Origin of the sequence: Clostridium senegalense (assembly GCF_018916625.1) — a bacterium.
Lineage (GTDB): Bacteria > Bacillota > Clostridia > Clostridiales > Clostridiaceae > Clostridium_J > Clostridium_J senegalense.
Map to the genome: position 1 here is coordinate 1 of NZ_JAHLNC010000019.1, position 21,793 is coordinate 21,793.

11 protein-coding genes are annotated in these 21,793 nt (G+C 28.6%); all 11 read left to right on the top strand.

Annotated features, from left to right (window positions below):
• Positions 1-16 precede the first annotated feature (16 nt).
• The 11 genes from KQI36_RS17975 (at position 17) to KQI36_RS17215 (ending at position 19,962) form a co-directional block, all read left to right on the top strand.
• Positions 17-130, top strand: coding sequence for an integrase core domain-containing protein (locus KQI36_RS17975; protein WP_425321733.1), 114 nt, complete (start codon positions 17-19; stop codon positions 128-130).
• A 1,896-nt stretch (positions 131-2,026) separates the two neighbouring features.
• A complete protein-coding gene (locus KQI36_RS17170; protein ID WP_216451960.1) occupies positions 2,027-5,581 on the top strand; it encodes a S8 family serine peptidase in 3,555 nt (1,184 codons plus the stop codon).
• Positions 5,582-5,975: 394 nt separating this feature from the next.
• Entirely contained in the window at positions 5,976-6,500 is a 525-nt protein-coding gene (locus KQI36_RS17175) for a hypothetical protein (protein WP_216451961.1), read from the top strand.
• A gap of 101 nt (positions 6,501-6,601) precedes the next feature.
• On the top strand, positions 6,602-10,405 hold the full coding sequence (locus tag KQI36_RS17180) for a S8 family serine peptidase (protein ID WP_216451962.1): 3,804 nt from the start codon (positions 6,602-6,604) through the stop codon (positions 10,403-10,405).
• A 225-nt stretch (positions 10,406-10,630) separates the two neighbouring features.
• Complete coding sequence (locus KQI36_RS17185) at positions 10,631-12,544, top strand: ABC-F family ATP-binding cassette domain-containing protein (RefSeq protein ID WP_216451963.1); 1,914 nt, start codon at positions 10,631-10,633, stop codon at positions 12,542-12,544.
• A gap of 1,068 nt (positions 12,545-13,612) precedes the next feature.
• Positions 13,613-14,254, top strand: a complete 642-nt coding sequence (locus tag KQI36_RS17190; RefSeq protein WP_010293624.1) for a redox-sensing transcriptional repressor Rex — start codon at positions 13,613-13,615, stop codon at positions 14,252-14,254.
• A 497-nt stretch (positions 14,255-14,751) separates the two neighbouring features.
• Positions 14,752-15,531, top strand: a complete 780-nt coding sequence (locus KQI36_RS17195) for a short-chain-enoyl-CoA hydratase (RefSeq protein ID WP_216451964.1) — start codon at positions 14,752-14,754, stop codon at positions 15,529-15,531.
• A gap of 105 nt (positions 15,532-15,636) precedes the next feature.
• A complete protein-coding gene (locus tag KQI36_RS17200; protein WP_010293622.1) occupies positions 15,637-16,776 on the top strand; it encodes an acyl-CoA dehydrogenase in 1,140 nt (379 codons plus the stop codon).
• Positions 16,777-16,789: 13 nt separating this feature from the next.
• Entirely contained in the window at positions 16,790-17,569 is a 780-nt protein-coding gene (locus tag KQI36_RS17205) for an electron transfer flavoprotein subunit beta/FixA family protein (RefSeq protein WP_010293621.1), read from the top strand.
• A gap of 25 nt (positions 17,570-17,594) precedes the next feature.
• Complete coding sequence (locus KQI36_RS17210; RefSeq protein ID WP_216451965.1) at positions 17,595-18,596, top strand: electron transfer flavoprotein subunit alpha/FixB family protein; 1,002 nt, start codon at positions 17,595-17,597, stop codon at positions 18,594-18,596.
• A gap of 514 nt (positions 18,597-19,110) precedes the next feature.
• On the top strand, positions 19,111-19,962 hold the full coding sequence (locus KQI36_RS17215) for a 3-hydroxybutyryl-CoA dehydrogenase (RefSeq protein WP_216451966.1): 852 nt from the start codon (positions 19,111-19,113) through the stop codon (positions 19,960-19,962).
• Positions 19,963-21,793 lie beyond the last annotated feature (1,831 nt).

Genomic DNA, 21,793 nt, shown 5'->3' on the forward strand with positions numbered 1-21,793 from the left:
TTGGAGTTTAGATGATATTCGCAATAATATAAATGATTTTGTTTATAGATATAACAATGAGAGAATACACTCTTCAATTGGATATGTTACACCACACGAATATTATCTTAAGAATTTAACGTGTGTTTAAAAATTTAAGCATATATTAGTATAAGTTAAGTTTGTCCAATTAGAGGGGAGCCGTCCGAGGAGGAAACTGGAGTGCCAGTTTCTTTGAACTATAGGGAGTAAAATTTGAGTTTAGGATATAAAACAAACAAAAGCTATATTCAAAGTTTACAGCCGTAACAAATGGGACAGGCATGAAAGGTGTATACCCATAAAATAAAGAGTAACTCTTCAAATTTAGTTACTATAAGTAAAAAAAGTTAGCCAGTCCCCTTAAATAGTTAAGAGTTAAGAGTTAAAAGTTAAGGATGAAACTGGCAACCACTTTCTTTTTAATCTATAAATATAATTTGCATTGCAAATTTATATAAAAGTACGTTGAAAATTACTAGGAATGAAGTGAGTAGTAATAACCACAACTGTTAACTATTCACTGTTAACTTTTAACTAAAAAATCCCACAACTATTAACTCTTAACTATCAAAGTCTTTTACTTAAAAATATTTGTTGTTCAGGCATTTTATAGATAAATACTGAAATTTTTTAAAACAGTATTTTCAAGGTCATAACATGGTATAAGATATTGGATTCTAACTAAAAAAACTGGTAATTAAGTATTAATAATAAAATTAATTTGGAAATTATATTGTTTAAATATAAGATATTAACGAATAAATACACAAAAACAATATTATTAATTTAAAATAAAAACCCATTTGTATAGTGTTACAATTGAATAAGATACAAAATTAAATGTAAAAATGTATCAAATAAAGGGAAAAATAAAATTTAGTATGAAAATGTCGAAAAAGTAATAGTAACAAAATAAAAAAATAAAAATCTAAATAAATCATAAGAAACAATATTGCAAAGAAAAAGTATCGAAGTATAATAAAAATATAACATGAAATTAAAGAGTTTATGCTATGTTGAGAGGTATAAAAAATAATTAAAGACATATTTAAATATATTTTTAGAAATTTGTTTTGCTAAAAAGTATATCACATCAATATTTTCAAAGCACATATAGTTTACTTTAAAATTACATCTTAAAGTCTTACTGTAATTATTTAAAGTATATTAAAATCCCAACATAATTATTAGTAAATCTAATTTAATAAATACACAACAAAAAGTTAATGTAAATTTAACAAATAGAATATTTATACACAAACTTAACGGAAAATTTTTAAATGGTTATAAATATTTTCAAATGAATATATTCCACTTGCTATGGAGCTATACTTGGATCTATAAATAATTAATAGATTAGATAGTTAATTTTAAATATAAAAACAACTAAAATTGTATCCAAAATTCACAGCATGTCTTAAAAATATTTAACTATTATTAGGATATATTTATAGGGAAACAAGCTCAAATTTAAATTTATTCAATAACTTTAAAATATTTTCATACAAGATGAAGTGTTGAATTCTAAGTGATTCGGAGCATGTAATGATTTAAAAAAATCTATCAATATAATTTGCTTTGCAAATTTATAAAAAGGTACGTTGAGAATTACTAGGAGCGAAGTGAGTAGTAATAACCATAACTGTTAACTATTCACTCTTAACTTTTAACTAAAATAATCTATTAGTTATTTATAAAATATTAATTTGAATTTTCTAACTTTGTAAATGGATAATTTAAAATTTTAGTTTAGAACTACTATATGTACATAGCATATAAATTTAAAAAATATTTTATTTTTATATGTTTAGGCATAATCAAATAAATAATAAGCTAGTATTCTCACCTATTTGCCATGAATACTTCTTTAGTAACATTCAGTTATGGTCTTACTATAACTAAATTTCACCTCCCTGTCTCGTGACAAATATGCTTGGAATTTTTGACTTCTTATTTCTTTTAATATGCCTTATTAAAAATTTAAAATCTAAGGGGGAGAGAATTTATGCACAATAAATTCCGAAAAAATTTATCCAAGATTATAACAGTGGCATTATTAGCATCCTTAACAATGGGTTCAATTCCTAGTATGGCAAAGGCAGAAGAAGCAGATAAGCTTTTAAATATGCCTTTATCAGTGGAAACAAAGGAAAAAATTTTAAAAGATTTTGAATCTTATTTACCAGAAGTAGATACTATATTAAAAAACAATGAAAACCAAGAAGAAGTTATAAGAGTTATCGTTGAAGTTAAAGGACAATCTGCACAAGAAATGTTAAAAGGAGCTGGAGAAGTTACACAAAGCCAAAAGCTTATGGTTGAAGATTCCCAAAAACCAGTAAAAGATGCTGTTTCTAATTTGGAAGATGTCAATATACGACATAGCTATACTAATGTATTTAACGGATTTAGTGCAGAAGTAAAAAGAAAAGATATAAAAACTATAGAAAATATTCCTGGTGTTAAAAAAGTAGTAGAAGTTCAAAGATATAAAGAAGATATGAATAGCGCAAGAAAACTTACTCAAATAGAAAATGTTTGGAAAAAATACAGTATGAAGGGCGAAGGCATGGTAGTTGCCATCGTAGACACAGGAATAGATTACAAACACAAAGATTTTACAAACCCTGATGATTCTTCAAAATTAAAGTTAAATAAAGAAAAAGTAGAAGGAATAAAAGCAAGTGGCGTTTTAAAAGCTGATAAAAATGCAACAACTTACTTTACTGAAAAAATTCCTTTTGGATATAATTATGCAGACAAAAATAATGAAATTGTAGATTTAAGAGATGCTAAATCACCACACGGTGCTCACGTAGCTGGTATTGTTGGTGCAGATGGTGATGAAAAATTAATGGAAAGCAATCAATCAGTAAAAGGTGTTGCACCAGAAGTTCAATTACTAGCAATGAAAGTATTTTCAAATGGACCTAATGGACAATACACTTATTCTGATGACCAATTAGCTGCAATAGATGATGCTGTTTCACTAGGCGCAGATGTTATAAATATGAGCTTAGGTGCTCCAGCTGGATATAGAAAAGATTCAGATCCAGTTCAAGATGCAATAAGAAGAGCAACAGATGCAGGGGTTATGGTTGTAGTTTCAGCTGGTAATAGTGGATATTCAACTGACCCTTATGGACTAGGAACTTTAAATGACCAAATAACTGTTGGTGATCCAGCTCTTGCAAAAGATGCATTTATGGTAGCAAGTTATGAAAATTCAAACATTGCTAATAAGATAGTATCTTTTAAAGATGGAAATGGTAAAGTTGTATCACAAGGAAGCTTTAAAGATCATCAAGTTGATTTTGAAAGTATCTACAATAAAGACTATGAAATAACAGATGGTGGAGTAGGTAATAAAACAGATTTAGGTTCAGTTAGAGGTAAGGTTGCGCTTATAAAAAGAGGAGAATTAGGTTTTACAGATAAAATACTAAATGCTCAATCTAAAGGTGCTATTGGCGTAATTGTTTATAATACAGATGGTGATGAGTCACTTATAAATATGGCTACAGATCCAAATATTAAAATACCAGCTATATTTGTAGGAAATAGTACAGGAACAAAAATTTTAGATGCTAGCAAAAATGGTAAAGTATACTTTAATGGTGATATAACATCTTCTACTGGAGAAAATCCAAATGCAGCTGATTGTTCAGAGTTCACATCTTGGGGTCCATCTCCAAGTCTAGAATTTAAGCCTCAAGTTGCAGCACCAGGTGGACAAATATTCTCCACTTTAAATGAAGGTAGTCATGGAACTATGAGCGGAACATCAATGTCTGCACCTCATGTTTCTGGTTCAATGGCATTGTTATTACAAGCTATAAAAGAATATGCACCAGAATTAAAGGGAAGAGAGCTTACAGACTATGCTAAAAATATAATGATGAATACTTCAGCAGTGAAGATGGATAAGAGCGAAACACCTTATTCACCAAGAAGACAAGGTGCAGGACTTATACAAGTTGAAGATGCTGTGAAAAATAAAGTTATGGTAACTAATAATGGCGAAGCAGCTGTAGCATTAAAAGAAATAAAAGGAAATAAAGCTACCTTTACTTTAGATATTAAAAACTATGGTAATGAAAAAGTAGAATATAATATAGAAAGCTTAGGTGGAGTTTTAACACAAAGAGCTGAAGACAAAGCAGGCGAAATGATTAAAGATGTTATACTTTCAGATAAGGAAGCAAACTTGACTTTTGATAAAAATACAATTTCAATTGCTCCAAAAGAAAGTGTAAAAGTTGAAGTTACTTTAAATATTGGCTCTAGTATGGAAAAAGATAAATATTTAGAAGGTTATATTAAGTTAAACTCTAAAAATTCAGCATCCCCATCATTAAATATACCATATATGGGATTCTATGGTGAGTGGGATAAAGAAAGTATGATAACTAATAATGCTTGGGATAAAGATAAGCATAAATTAGTAAATACTTTAATTGCAGATGGAAAATACTCTTCAGTTTTAGTAGAAAACTTAGCATTAAGTAACGTTAGAAGACTTGGTAAAGATTCAATAAATATTTTAGGTGTTGTTGGACAAAATCCTGATAAAACTTACCAATATGATGGATCTAAAATAGCAATAAGTCCAAATGGTGACAGGGTTAATGATGTTATTTATCCAGCATTATATTTAATGAGAAATGCTAAATCTGTTAACGTAGATATTTTAGATTCAAATGGAAAAGTTGTGAGAACTTTAGGAGAAGTTAATAATTTAAGAAAGAATTTAATAGCTACAGAACAAGGTCAAGTTCCAACAGTTATTCCTAATTTAGTTTGGGACGGAAAAGTATTTAATAGCTCTACTGGTAGATTTGTAACTGCAGCAAATGGACAATACACTTATAGAGTAAAAATGAAGATAGATTATATTGGAGCAAAAGATCAAATAGTTGATATTCCAGTAAAAGTAGATACTAAATCTCCTTGGTTTAGTGCTGAAAAATATGAAGATCTTGGGGATGGAAAGGTAAAAGTTTACTTTAAGGCAGTGGATGAAGAGTCAGGAATCTTAGATAGAGCTAAATTCCCAGTTTTAATAAATGGAGAATTAAATAAAGAGGCAACAGATGCTAAAGTAGAATATGATAGTAACACTGGATTGTATAGCAAAGTTATAAATGGATTAGATCCAAATGGTAAAAATGAAATAACAATAGGTATTTTAGACTATGCTAATAATTTAGGTGGTGGAACAGTTTCTATAGATTTATCAAAAGAAGAACCTAAACAAGAACTTAAAGAAGAAGGTAGAGACAATCTAATTACTTTTGATGATAAGAATTTTGCAGAAAATAAAGTTTTATCAGACAATGAAACTTACAAAATAGCTGGTAAAGTAAATGAAAGCATAAATGAAATAATAATAAATGATGCTAAGGTAGAATTAGTAAAAGACAATTCTCAAAGAATAATATTTAAGTATGATGTTAAATTAAATGAGGGAGAAAATCTAATTAAAATTGTATGTAAAGACTCAAATGGTAAGGTAGTTATAGAAAATCAATACAAGGTTAATTACGAAGTAAAGAAGTAGAAGAAAAAGTTAACTAATAATTATATTTTTGTTAACAAAAAAGATTTTAGAAGAAATTGCTTTTGCAATTTCTTCTTTAATTTAAAATAAAATTAAAGAAGAAACAAAAATATGAAGTGATAGTATCATTTAAAAATATAAAATGTATAATTTCATTCAATTATTATTAATATAAAAAATAATTTCTAATAATTTACATCATTAATGAACGAAAGATAAAATTTTCTTTAACTGTATTGTAAAAAAAATACTTTAAAGTATAATGTTTATATAATTTACTGTGAAAGTAAAAGGTATAAAGAGAGGTAAAAATAAATATAATTTATTATGTTTTTATAAAGCAAAATCCATATTAGATTATTCACTTGAAAATTAAGTGATTGGAGGGGAGCTTATGAAGGATAAAAAAAGTTTAATTATAATTTTAGCTACGTTAATAGTTGTCATTATAGGAGGCATTTATTATATGAAAACTAACAAGTCAAATAAAGTTTCAGGATTTGTTCAAGAGGAATATAGTATAAAAAATACAACAAAGAAAAATTTTTTAATTAAGATAAAAGAAGGATATTCAGAAGAAATTATAAATATGAATTTAATGGATAATTTTATAAAAGCTGTAGATAGTAAAAAAAATGATGAGATTTATATCATAGAGTATGAAAGAAATGAGAATGGGGAGATTGTTACATCATTAAAAAAATTAAATTATGACGGAAGTGAAATTAAAGTTTTAGAATATGATGTTTCAAATCAAAAGGAGTTCAAAGAAGGTGAGCTTATAGCATATAAAAAAATAACTAAAACTGGAGATAATTTTGGAGCAAGAATAGTTGGAACAACAAGTGAAGTTCAACCAATAATGGAAGGAGACATATTATTTGAATATGTTGAAAGTAATAAGGTTGAATATGAATAAAACTAAATATAAAGGTTAATGGTCAAGAATATTAAGGAAGTTCTTAAATTTAAGAAGTTTCTTTTTAATATATGTAAAGATTCAAGGGGGGATCATCTTTTATGAATAACAAATTGAAAAAAAACCTATCAAAAGTTATGACAGTTGCACTGTTAGCATCGGTGACAGTAGGTTCAATTCCAAGTATGGCAAAGGCTGAAGAAGTTGAAAAACTTTTAAATATGCCATTAACAGTAGAAAGCAAAGAACAAATAATTAACAACTTTAAAAATGATTTAATAAAGTCAGACACTATAATCAAAGATAATCAAAATCAGGAAGAAGTAGTTAGAGTAATTGTTGAAGTAAACGGAAAGTCAGCACAAGAAATGATTCCTAGAGGATTAAGACCAACAGAAAAAGAATCTAGTCAGGTAGAAGCAGCTCAAAAACCTGTTAGAGATGAAGTTGCAACTATAGAAGGCGTAGAGGTAAGACATAGTTATACTAATGTATTTAATGGTTTTAGTGCTGAGGTAAAAAGAAAGGATATAAAACAAATAGAGGAAGTGAATGGAGTAAGAAAAGTTACAGAAGCACAAAAATATACTGAAGATATGAATAGTGCAAAGAAACTTACTCAAATCGAAGATGTATGGAAAAAATATAGTTTAAAAGGTGAAGGTATGGTTGTAGCTATACTAGATACTGGAATAGATTATAAGCATAAGGATTTTAAAAATCCAGAGGATACTGGTAAGTTGAAGTTAAAGAAAGATGAAGTTGAAAAAGTTAAGGCAAGTGGAGTTTTAAAGGCTGACAAGAATGCTAATACTTATTTTACTGAAAAAATTCCTTTTGGATATAATTATGCTGATAGAAATGAACAAATAGTAGATTTAAGGGATTCAAAAGGACCTCACGGTGCTCACGTTGCTGGCATAGTTGGAGCTGATGGAGATGATAAGTTAATTGATACTAATGAATCAGTAAAAGGAGTTGCACCAGAAGTTCAATTATTAGCTATGAAAATATTTTCTAATGGACCACTTGGAAAATATACTTATTCAGATGACCAGTTAGCAGCTATAGATGATTCAGTTACATTAGGTGCCGATGTTATAAATATGAGTTTAGGTTCTCCAGCAGGATATAGAGAGGATTCAGACCCAGTTCAAGATGCAATTACAAGGGCTACAAATTCAGGGGTAATGGTTGTAGTTTCAGCAGGAAATAGTTCTGCATCAACAGATCCTTATGGACTTGGTATGTTAAATGACCAAATAACAGTAGGGGCTCCTGCGTTAGCTAAGGATGCGTTAATGGTTGCAAGTTATGAAAATACTACTGTTGCAGAAAAAGTTATTGTATTTAAAGATGGTAAAGGAAAAGTTGTAACTGAAGGAAGTTTTAAAGATCACCAAGTTGATTATAAAGATATGTTAAATAAAAATTATAAAATAGTTGATTGTGGATTGGGAAAAGCAGAAGAATGTAAGGATGTTAAAGGAAATATTGCTCTTATAAAAAGAGGAGGACTTACATTTATCGAAAAAATAATTAATGCTCAAAATAATGGTGCAGTTGGTGTAGTTATATATAATAAAGACGGTGATGAATCACTTATAAGTATGGCTACAGATCCAAATATTAAAATACCAGCTATATGTGTAGGAAATACTACTGGTAAGAATTTATTAAATGCTATGAAAAAAGATACAGTTCTATTTAATGGAGATTTGAAAAATGCTACAAGCGAAAATAGTAACAGCTCTGATTTTTCAGATTTCACTTCTTGGGGTCCATCTCCTAGTTTAGAATTTAAACCTCAAGTAGCAGCACCAGGTGGACAAATTTTATCAACTTTAAATGAAGGTGAACATGGGGTTATGAGTGGAACATCTATGGCAGCGCCACATGCAGCAGGTTCAATGGCTTTATTAATGGAAGCTATTAAAGAATATGCACCGGAACTTAAAGGTAGAGAACTAATAGATTATGCTAAAAATATAATGATGAATACTTCAAGTGTTAAAATAGATAAATTTGCTAAAAATATTCCTTATTCTCCAAGAAGACAAGGTGCAGGACTTGTTCAAGTTGAAGATGCTATAAGAAATAGAGTTACCGTAACAAATAATGGGGAAGCATCCGTTGCACTTAAAGAAATAAGAGGAGATAAAGCTACATTTACTTTAGATTTAAAAAACTATGGCAGTGAAGATATAGAATATAAAGTTGAAGAGTTAGGTGGAGTTTTAACTCAAGATGAAAACACTGAATATGGTGAAATGGTAAGAGATAAAGCTTTAAATAAAAAAGATGCTAGTTTAGAATTTAGTAGTGATAAAATTAAAGTTCCAGCTAAGGGAAATGCTAAAGTAGATGTAACATTAAAAATAGGTAGTGGATTATCAGAAGATAGATACTTAGAAGGATTCATTAAATTTACACCTAAGAATGAAAAAGTGCCAACATTGGCAATACCATATTTAGGATATTATGGTGACTGGGGTAAGGAAAGTATAACAACTAATAATGCATGGGATGAAGATAAGCATATATTAGTTGAAACACTAAAATCAACTGGGGAATATCCAGGTGTATTAGTTGAAAACTTAGCTGTTACTAAAGTTAATGCAGAAGATTCTATAATGGGTGTTGTAGGTAAGAATGAAGATAAAAGTAATAAATATGATAGTTCTAAAATAGCTATAAGCCCTAATGGCGATTCTATGAATGATACAATTTATCCAGGATTATATTTGATGAGAAATGCTAAAACAGCATCAGTAGAAATAGTAGATGAAAATGGAAAATTAGTTAGAAATTTAGGAACTACAGAAAATTATAGAAAGAAAATCATTAGTTCTGAATCAGGAACAATACCAATGATAGCTGATGATTTAGCTTGGGATGGTAAAGTGTTTGACAAATCTAAAGGTAGTTATGTAAATGTTTCAGACGGAAACTACACTTATAAAGTTAAATTAAAAGTAGATTATGAGAGTGCACAGGAGCAAGTAATAGAAATGCCAGTTAAAGTTGATACAGTTGGACCAAATGTTGAAGTTGTAAAATATGAAAATTTAGAAGATGGTGCTATAAAACTTTACTTTAAAGCTAATGATGAGTTATCTGGAGTAAATGAAAAGGGTGAATTCCCTGTAGTTATAAATGGGGCATTAAATGTTGAAGCTACTAAAGCAGCAGTAACTTACGATAGTAAGACAGGGCTTTATAGCAAGACTATAACTGGTTTACAAGCTAATACTTTAAATCAAATAGAAATAGGTGCATTTGATTATGCAAATAATTTAGGGGGAGTTTCAACTGTTATACCAGTAGGAAAAATACCACCAGCATCAATAACATTTGATGATAAAGTATTTAGTCAAGGTCAAATTACTGTGAATCAAAATGAATATACTATAAGTGGTAAAATAAATAGACCAATAAAAGACTTAATTATAAATGGAGAAAAAATTAATTTAGCTATAAATAATGATGGAACAGTTAATTTCTCTAAATCATTACAATTAAGTGAAGGAATAAATGTAGTAAATATTAAAGCGGTAGATTATAATGGCAAGGTTTTACAAGATCATGCATATAAAATTAGCTGTGATACTATTAAACCAGTAATAGAAATAGAAAGTCCAGAAGTAGTAGATAATAAGATAACTGCAACTAGTGATGTTGTTACATTAAAAGGAAGGGTTTATGATAATCTATGGGGTTACAAGTTCTATGTAAATGGTGAACTTATTAAAGTATCAGATTATCCAACACCTGTTGGACCAGAAGTAAATGGATATGACTTCTCAGTAGATGTTAAAGATGTTAAAAATGGGGACTTTATATTGCTAAAAGCTGTAGATAGTAATGGAAATGAAACAGAATTAAAATTACAAGTAGTTAGATAATAAAAAGAGCCCTTCGGGGCTTTTTTTAGTGGAAAGAGTTCATAAGTTAAGAGTTAATGTTTTTAATTTTATATCAAAATATTAACTAAACAAATAAAGTAATGTAAAAAATAATGGTATTATAGTAAAATATAATTATGTGTAAAAAAATACTGTACCTACAATTGATAAAGTAGGAATTTAAATATATATAAATTAGCATTACTATAGTAAAGGAGAAAAACAATGATAGTTTTAAGTTGTAATAAGATTCATAAGAGTTTTGGAATAGATGTTATTTTAAAAGACATTACTTTTAGTATTAATGAAGGAGAAAAGATAGGGCTTATAGGTGCTAACGGAGCAGGTAAGTCTACGTTGTTTAAAATATTAACTTCACAGATGGAATATGATAGTGGAGAGCTTTTTATAGATAAAAGCAAAAAGGTAGGGTATTTATCTCAGAATCTATCATTAGAGTCAGACAATACTATATATGGTGAACTACTATTAGTCTTTGAAGAACTTTTAAATATGGAAAGAAAAATGAAGACATTAGAAGAAAAGATGAATGAACCATATGATGAAGCTAAAGCTGACTATCATAATAAATTAATAAAGGATTATACAACCTTAACAGAATTATATCAACATAGAGGTGGATATACTTATAAAGGTGAAATAAGCAGAGTTTTGAAAGGATTAGGATTTTTTGAAGAAGATTTTGAAAAGCCAATAAGCATATTAAGTGGTGGTCAAAAGACTAGAGTAGCCCTTTGTAAGCTTTTACTTAGAAAGCCAGAAATATTGCTTTTAGATGAGCCAACAAATCATTTAGATTTAGATGCTATAGAATGGTTAGAAGAATATTTAAAGAGCTATAAAGGTAGCATTATTATAATTTCCCATGATAGATTTTTCTTAGATGCAGTTACAAATAAAACTATAGAAATATCATATGGTATGGCTGAAATATATAATGGTAATTATACAGCATTTATTGACTTGAAAAAGAAAAATTACGAAGTAGCATTAAAGGCATTTAGTTTGCAACAAGCAGAAATTAAAAGACAAGAAGAGATAATTCAAAAGTATAAGTCTTTTAACCGTGAAAAAAGTATTAAGGCAGCAGAAAGTAGACAAAAAGCATTAGATAAAATTGAAAGAATAGAAGCACCACATAAAGACCAAAAGGCATCTAGAATTAATTTTGAAACTAGAATAAAAAGTGGAAATGATGTTTTATATGTTGAAGAATTAAGTAAAAGTTATGGGGAAAAAGTATTATTTACAGGCGTTAATATGGATATAAAAAGAGAAAATAAAATTGCGCTTATAGGTGAAAATGGTAGAGGAAAAACTACATTATTTAAAATAATTATGGATGAAATACAACCAGATAGTGGAATCAAAGTATTAGGCAAAAATGTAAACATAGGTTATTACGATCAGGAACAATCTAATTTAGATTTGAATAAAACAATAATAGATGAGGTTTGGGATGATTTTCCAGAATTAACTACCACGGAAATAAGAACATATCTTGCAGCATTTCTATTTAGAGGTGATGATGTGTTTAAAAAAATTGAAAAGTTGAGTGGAGGAGAAAAATGTAGAATAAATCTTCTAAAACTTATGTTATCGCAAAATAATTTTTTACTTCTAGATGAGCCTACAAACCATTTAGATATAGTTTCAAGAGAAGCTTTAGAGGATGCTATATTATCTTATGATGGAACAGTACTTGTAATATCTCACGATAGATATTTCTTAAATAAAGTAGTAGGTAAAATTTTTGAACTAAATGAAGATGGAATAAAAGAATATTTAGGAAATTATTCTTATTATATAGAGAAGAAAAACAACCCTTTAAGATTTGAACAAGAAGAACAAAGTAGTGGGATTACGAAAACTCAAATAAAATTAGATAAGAAGAAAAAAAGGGAAGAAGAGAAAAAACAAAGAGAAATTCAAAAGTATTTAAAAAATCTTGAAGAAAACATAGCAACAACAGAAAGTGAAATAGAAAAGCTTCAAGAATTACTTTGTAAAGAAGAAATATATTCTAATCCAGAAAAAAGTGTAGAGGTAAATGAATTATTAAGTGAAAAGGAAGAATTACTATCTAACTTATACGAAGAATGGGAAGAGAATTTATAAGAATTTAAGAAGAAACTGGATTAGTCCAGTTTCTTTTAACTTTAAATTAATACAAATTATTTATATAAAAATATACTTAAATTTATAAATTATATAATAAATAGGTAATATAACAACTATTTGCTATACTTATAGTAATACTAAAAGTTTTTTTATATCTTAAAACCAATAATGTTTATATTTCTTCTAATTTGTATAAAAAAATAAAAATTTATTATCTAATTAATGATGTAATGAACAATTTAAATAAATGTATAAATAAATGAAAAATAGGTATAGTTAAGGTATATTTGTATTTAGAAACATATATTTATAGTACATGTTTCATTTGTTTTAAAATTAAAATTTTACACATATAAATTAGTTTAATAAATAACAAAAAAATTAAGATTTATATATAAATGTTTAAATTTATTGAAAAAACAAGGTGAATATTAAGAAAATAGAGAAAAGAATGAAACAATTTTGAAAATATATATAAACAAATTTCAAGTAATATGGTAAAATATAAACGATATTTTATTAATTATAGTCTTTCTATATAAATTTTTAGATTTAATTATATTTAAATTATATGTATTATTAAGTATGTATACGATAATTTTGAAATGAAACTTACAATTGAAAAATAAAAAATATTATTTTACATAATATATGAATAAAGTAACTCTGTAATTCTGTAAAATAAATTTTAGTTGATGAATAATTGAGTTGGAATATTTATAAAAATTCAGAATTAAGCTTATTAATAAAATATAGGAAAGTTTTAATTTATATATATTTTTAGATTTTAGATATTATCAAGTGTATGCTTACTTGAAAAGTGTCCAAAATTTTCAATGAATAATTTAAAAGGTTATTTTGGAATCCTATAACTAGGTTTCTAAAATTTAAAATGTATAAATAAAAATATTGTTTTGAAACCTATAGTTAGATTTAGTTATTATAAATTCAATTTAAAAATAAAAAGGAAAAAGTCTTTGTGATTAGGTACAAAGATTTGAAATAATCATATATGATTATTTTTTAGATTTACCTTTTAAAAATATATTTTTGGAGGTGTTTTTTTTGGATAGAAAGAAAAATATATCAATGGCAGTTATAAAGAGAATTCCTAAATATTATAGATATTTAAAAGAACTTGCAGAAAATGATGTGGATAGAATATCATCTAATGAATTAAGTGAAAAAATAGGCTTTACAGCTTCACAAATAAGACAAGATTTAAATTGTTTTGGTGACTTTGGTCAACAGGGATATGGATATAATGTAAAAGAATTATTAGCTCAAATATCTTCAATTTTAGGATTAGATAAAGAGTACAATACAATAATTATAGGTGCAGGTAATATCGGGCAAGCTATAGCAAATTATACTTATTTTCAAAGAATGTCCTTTGATTTAAAGGCAATATTTGATATAAATCCTAAACTTATTGGCTTAAGAATAAGAGATGTATCTATAGAAGATATAGATAATCTAGAAAGCTTTATTAAAAATAATGAAGTAGATATTGCAATAATTTGTGTTCCAAAAGAAAGAGCACAAGGAGTTTGCGATATTATAACATCATCAGGAATTAAAGCTATATGGAATTTTGCGCCAGTAGATTTAAAAGTTCCAAGTGATGTAATAGTAGAAAATGTTCATTTAAGCGAAAGTTTAATGACTTTAAGTTATTTACTAAATGAAAGTAAATTAACTGAATAGCTTTTGTGAAAAGGTCATCAAAAATAGAAAATAAAATTGCGATGATCTTTTTCACTTTTTTGTAGAAAAAAAGAGATTTAAGGATAAAAAACAGAAGTAAATATTTTGTTAACAAATACACAAAATGTTTAAAAAATGAAAGAATTTTAATACATAATAAAAAAAATAAATCATACATTATTTAGTGAGATGTAAAGAAAATAGGGTTTTATGAAACTTTTCTATACTAATCTTAGTTAAAGAATATAGTGACAAAGCCTGTAGGGTCTTTACATTGTTAAATAAAAACACAAATTGTTTTAATTTTACAAACAAATGAAATTACTAAAATTAATAATTAATTAAAATAATTCAGAAAAAATCATCAACTTATGTTGCAAATATATACCAGTGAGGATATAATAGTAATTGAAGTTGATGGACTTCAATTATTATTTTTAGTAAAAATTGTGAATTATATAACAATTTGTGGGAAAATATTCATGGGGGACAGCATTATGGAATTTAAAAATATTATCCTTGAAAAGGATGGAAACATAGGTATTGTAAAATTTAATAGACCTAAGGCATTGAATGCTTTAAATTCAGAAACTTTAAAAGAGTTGGACAATGTCATTGATTTAATTGAAAAAGACAATGAGATTTATGCTGTTATTTTAACTGGGGAAGGTAAAGCTTTTATTGCAGGAGCTGATATTTCAGAAATGGAAGGATTGAATGCATTAGAAGGAAGAGCCTTTGGAATACTTGGAAACAAAGTTTTCAGAAGATTAGAAACTTTGGACAAACCTGTTATTGCTGCTATTAACGGTTTTGCTCTAGGTGGAGGTTGCGAACTTTCTATGGCTTGTGATATTAGAATCGCATCAGCAAAAGCTAAGTTTGGACAACCAGAAGTTGGACTTGGAATAACACCAGGTTTTGGTGGAACACAACGATTAGCTAGACTTGTGGGAGAGTGTAAAGCTAAAGAGTTGATATTCACAGCTAACATAATAAAAGCAGAAGAAGCATTTAATATAGGCCTTATAAATAAGGTTTTAGAACCAGAAGTTTTAATGGAAGAAGCTATGAATATGGCAAAACAAATATGCAATAATGCACCAGTTGCAGTTAAACTTTGTAAGGAAGCAATAAACAAAGGTATGCAAATGGACATTGATAGTGCATTAAATTATGAATCAGAAGCTTTTGGTATGTGTTTTAGTACTTATGACCAAAAAGAAGGTATGAAAGCGTTTTTAGAGAAAAGGGATAAAAACTTTAAAAATATGTAATCCTTTAACTTATTTTAATACGTAATTGTAATGGAAAATCAAGTTTGAAATTTGAAAAAATAAGAAAATTAGCCTTTTAAAAATTAAATAGGAGGAATGGGGAGTATGAATTTTTCATTAACTAAGGAACAAGAATTTGTAAGACAAATGGTAAGGGAGTTTGCAGAAACAGATGTAAAACCTATTGCCGCTGAAATAGATATAACAGAAGAATTTCCAATGGAAAATGTAAAGAAAATGGCAAGATACAATATGATGGGTATTCCATTTTCAACTGAATTTGGAGGAGCAGGTGGAAACAACGTTTCTTATGCTATGGCTGTTGAAGAATTATCAAGAGTTTGTGGTACAACAGGCGTTATTTTATCAGCACACACTTCATTATGTGCATCTCCAATAGATATGTTCGGAAATCAAGAACAAAAAGAAAAATACTTAACACCACTTGCAAAAGGTGAAAAAATAGGAGCATTTGGTTTAACTGAACCTAACGCAGGAACAGATGCATCAGGACAACAAACAACTGCTGTTTTAGATGGAGATAACTATATATTAAATGGCTCTAAAATATTCATAACTAACGGTGGAGTTGCAGATGTATTTATAGTATTTGCTATGACAGATAAATCTAAAGGAACAAGAGGAATTTCAGCATTTATAGTTGAAAAAGGTTTTAAAGGATTTTCAATAGGAAAAGTTGAAGAAAAATTAGGTATAAGAGCTTCTTCAACAACAGAATTAGTATTTGAAGATTGTATAGTTCCAAAAGAAAACTTACTTGGAAAAGAAGGCCAAGGTTTCAAAATCGCAATGAAAACATTGGATGGAGGAAGAATTGGTATAGCTGCTCAAGCTTTAGGAATTGCACAAGGTGCTTTAGATGAAGCTGTAGCTTACATGAAAGAAAGAAAACAATTCGGAAGATCATTATCTAAATTCCAAGGTCTTCAATGGATGATAGCAGATATGGATGTTCAAGTAGAAGCTGCTAGACAATTAGTTTATAAAGCTGCTTACAACAAAGATAATAAGCTACCATATACAGTAGAAGCTGCAAGAGCTAAATTATTTGCTGCTAATACAGCTATGGATGTTACAACTAAAGCTGTTCAAATCTTTGGTGGATACGGATATACTAAAGATTATCCTGTAGAAAGAATGATGAGAGATGCTAAAATAACAGAAATATATGAAGGTACTTCTCAAGTTCAAAAAATGGTTATTGCAGGAAGTCTTTTAAAATAGGGGGTAATTAACGATGAAAATAGTTGTTTGTATAAAACAAGTTCCAGATACAACTGAAGTTAGAATAGATCCAAAAACAGGAACTCTAATAAGAGATGGTGTTCCTTCAATAATAAATCCAGATGATAAAAGTGCATTAGAAGAAGCATTAAGATTAAAAGATTCACATGGTGCTCATGTAACTGTTGTTACAATGGGACCTCCACAAGCTCAAAAAGCTTTAGAAGAAGCTTTAGCAATGGGAGCTGATGAAGCAATATTAGTAACAGACAGAGCTTTCGCTGGTGCTGATACTTTAGCTACATCACATGCATTAGCTGGAGTAATCAAAAAATTAGAATATGATGTAATATTTGCTGGAAGACAAGCAATCGATGGAGATACTGCACAAGTTGGACCTGAAATTGCAGAACATTTAAACTTACCACAAATAACATATGTTGAAGAAGTTGACGTTTTAGAAGACGGATTAAAAGTTAGAAGAGCTTGGGAAGATGGATATGAATATATCAAAGTTAAAACACCAGTTCTATTAACTGCAATAGAAACTTTAAATGAACCAAGATATATGAATATAAGAAATATATTCGAATTAGGAAATAAAGAAATAAAAGTATGGACTGCTAAAGATATAGATGTAGATGTAGCCCTTCTAGGATTAAAAGGTTCACCTACAAAGGTTAAAAAATCTTGGGCTAAAGAAGCTAAAGGACAAGGTGAAATATTTACAGTTTCACCAAAAGAAGCAGCTTCAATTGCAATAGGTAAACTAAAAGAGAAACACTTAATTTAGTAGGAAAAATAGGAGGGGTAGAACCATGAATATAGCAGATTACAAAGGTGTTTGGGTATTTGCAGAGCAAAGAGACGGAGAATTACAAAAAGTTTCATTAGAACTTTTAGGAAAAGGTAGAGAAATAGCTGACAAATTAGGAGTTGAACTTACAGCTTTATTAATAGGACATAATGTTGAAGATATGGCTAAAGAATTAACTGCTTACGGCGCAGATAAAGTTTTATTAGCTGATAAAGAAGAACTTGCACATTATACTACTGATGGATATGCAAAAGTTATAACTGATTTAGCTAATAGTCATAAACCAGAAGTAATATTCATAGGAGCAACATTTATAGGAAGAGACTTAGGTCCAAGAGTTGCTGCTAGATTATCAACAGGATTAACTGCTGACTGTACAGCACTTGATATAGATCCTGAAAACAAAAACTTATTAATGACTAGACCTGCATTTGGTGGTAACTTAATGGCTACTATCATGTGTGGAGACAATAGACCACAAATGTCTACTGTTAGACCTGGAGTTTTTGAAAAACTTGAAAAAGATACAAACAAAGAAGTTAAAATAGAAAAAGCTGTTTTTGAATTAGAAAAATCTGATATCAGAACTCAAGTTTTAGAAGTTAAAAAAATATTAAAAGAAGTAGCTGACATAATCGAAGCTGATATATTAGTATCTGGTGGTAGAGGAATAGGTTGCAAAGAAAACTTTGATATATTAAAAGAACTTGCTGATGAAATCGGCGGAACTTTATCAGGATCAAGAGCAGCTGTTGATAATGGCTGGATAGATAAAGCACTACAAGTTGGACAAACTGGTAAAACAGTAAGACCTCAAATATATATAGCTTGTGGTATATCTGGAGCTATCCAACATTTAGCTGGAATGCAAGATAGTAACTATATAATAGCAATCAATAAAGATGCTGATGCACCAATAATGCAAGTTGCTGATGTTGGATTAGTTGGAGACTATCAAAAAATTGTTCCAGAATTAGTTCAACAATTAAAAGCTATGAAATAATAAGTGGTTAATATAACACTTTTATAATAACCAAATAAGATGTGAATTTAGGAATTATTCCTAAATTCCATCTTTAAAAATTAAACATATGAAAAACATAGGGGAAGAAACTTTAATTTAAATTTATCTAATGAATTTAAAATGTAAAAACATATATAATTTTTATAAATTAATTAAAAATAAGGAATAAACATTAGGTGATATATACAATTCTTATAAAGAGTTGTAATAATATTTTCAAAAGATTATATAAATAGTAATGAACATGGTAGTTAATAATAGATAATTAATAAGTTAATAATACAAAAATTATTTAAAAAGTATCAAAAATTTTATTTTTGATTATCGATTATTAATTATCATTAAATTTTATCTATGATAGTTAAAAATAATACAAACTTAAAAAAATAAGGTTTAAGTTAGTTGTTTTATATATCGGGCACTTATAAGCTATTGGATTTTTAAGTGGGTCATATATTTAAACAGCTTCAACTAAAAATTGGGGGGTTTTGTTATGAAAAAAATATGTATAATCGGTGCCGGAACTATGGGAGCTGGAATAGCTCAAGTACTTGCTACAAAAGGTTATGAAGTTACAATGCTTGTAAGAAATATGGATAAATTCCAAAATGTAAATTTAGCAGGTATAAATAAAACTTTAACTAAATTAGTAACTAAAGGTAAAATTACAGAAGACGTAAAAGGTGAAATTTTAGGAAGAATCAACGGAACATTAGATATGAATGATGTTAAAGATGTTGATTTAATTATTGAAGCAATAGCTGAAAATATGGAAACAAAAAGACATTATTTCAGTAAATTAGATGAAATCTGTAAACCAGAAACAATATTTGCTACAAATACTTCTTCACTTTCAATAACAGAAGTAGCTAGCTGCACAAACAGACCAGATAGAGTTATAGGAATGCACTTCTTTAACCCAGCAGCTATAATGAAATTAGTTGAAATTATAAGAGGTATGGCTACTTCAGATGAAACATTTAGCGCAGTTAAAGAATTAACACAAAGTATAGGAAAAGACCCTGTAGAAGTAAAAGAAGGTCCAGGATTCGTAGTAAATAGAATATTAATCCCAATGATAAATGAAGCAGTTGGAATATTAGATCAAGGTATAGCAACTGTAGAAGATATAGACAAAGCAATGATGCTTGGAGCAAACCATCCAATGGGACCTTTAGCATTAGGTGACTTAATAGGACTTGATATATGTCTTGCAATAATGGAAGTTATGTATAAAGAAACTGGAGACTCTAAATACAGAGCAAACAGTTTATTAAGAAAATATGTTAGAGCTGGATACCTTGGAAGAAAAACTAAAAAAGGTTTCTATGACTATAACAAATAAAATTGATATAAATATAAAGAGCTTGAGAACACCTCAAGTTCTTTTTTTATGTAAAAATGTTCATTGTAAACAAGGTTAAGACAATTAATTAGGAAGTGATAATGGACAATTAAAAAAATAAGGATTTAGGAGGAAACTAGAGTTTAGTTAGTTAAGAGTTAAGAGTTCAGGTTGAAACTGGACTGCCAGTTTCTTTTGAATTAGAAGGAGTAAATTTTGAGTTTAGGATATAAAACAAACTAAAGCTAGATTCAAAGTGTAGCGCCGTAACAAATGGGACAGGCACGAATGGTTTAGCGTTATAAAATGAAAATCAGCTCTTAAAATTTAGTTACAATAAGTAAGAAAAGTTAGCCAGTCCCTTATAAATAGTTAAGAGTTAAAAATTAACAGTTAAGAGTTTAGGAGGAAAGTGGCAATCACTTTCTTTGAAATTGTTCGGGACTGACTTTGGTGTTTTAATAAGTAGCATAAATTTAGGAGAGCTTTAGATAGTTAAGAGTTAAAAGTTAAGAGTTGAGGATGAAAGTGGAAACCACTTTCTTTGGAATTGCTGGGGACTGGCTTTGATTTTTTAGTTGAAAAATATAAAACGAGGAGAGCATCAAATGTTAGGGAAGAAAATAAATTTATCGTGCCTGTCCCATTTGTGACGGAGCTAATATGAGGAGTAATTGCTTGTTTAGGTGTTTGGGACCGACTTTGAGTACTATTGGAGAGAAAGTAAAATCAACAAAAGCATCTATCCCAAAGTATAGCAAAGTAGCCAACTACGCGTCTGTCCCTCTTGTAATGGAGGTAGAACTTTGGGTGATTGCTTGCTTAGTTGAGATAAGTAGTTTAAAAAATTGACAAAGGACAATTGACATTTGACAATGATGGAGGAAACTGGACTACCAGTTTTTGAATTTAGGGGAATAAATTCTAGGTTAGAGAGATTAAACTAAACAAAAGCTATATTCAAAGTGCACAGCCGTAACAAGAAGGACAGGCGTACCTAAGTATATTTTCCATAAGTTATTTTGTGAGTGAAATCATAAAGTTATCAATAAAAATTAAAGTAATCAAAGCCTGTCCTTAAGATAGTTGATAGTTAAAAATTAATAGTTAAAAGTTTAGGATGAAAGTGGAAACCACTTTCTTTGGAATTGCTGGGGACTGGCTTTGATTTTTTAGTTGAAAAATATAAAACGAGGAGAGCATCAAATGTTAGGGAAGAAAATAAATTTATCGTGCCTGTCCCATTTGTGATGGAGCTAATATGAGGAGTAATTGCTTGTTTAGGTGTTTGGGACCGACTTTGAGTACTATTGGAGAAAAACTAAAATCAACAAAAGCATCTATCCCAAAGTATAGCAAAGTAGCCAACTACGCGTCTGTCCCTCTTGTGATGGAGGTAGAACTTTGGGTGATTGCTTACTTAGTTGAGGTAGGGCGCTTGAAAAATTGACAAAGGACAATTGACATTTGACAATGATGGAGGAAACTGGACTACCCGTTTTTGAATTTAAGGGAATAAATTCTAGGTTAGAGAGATTAAACCAAACAAAAGCTATATTCAAAGTGCACAGCCGTAACAAGAAGGACAGGCGTACCTAAGTATATTTTCCATAAGTTATTTTTTCGGTGAAATCGAAAGGTTATCAATAAAATCTAAAGCAATCAAAGCCGGTCCTTAAGATAGTTAATAGTTAAGAATTAATAGTTAAGAGCCTATAGCCCCCCTAATTGGATTGGACAAAGTTAATTTAGATATTTACAATTATATTAATGAAATTAGGAGGGCTACAATATGTCAAAAGTTGTTTTTAAAAGAAAGTTTTCAGAAGAA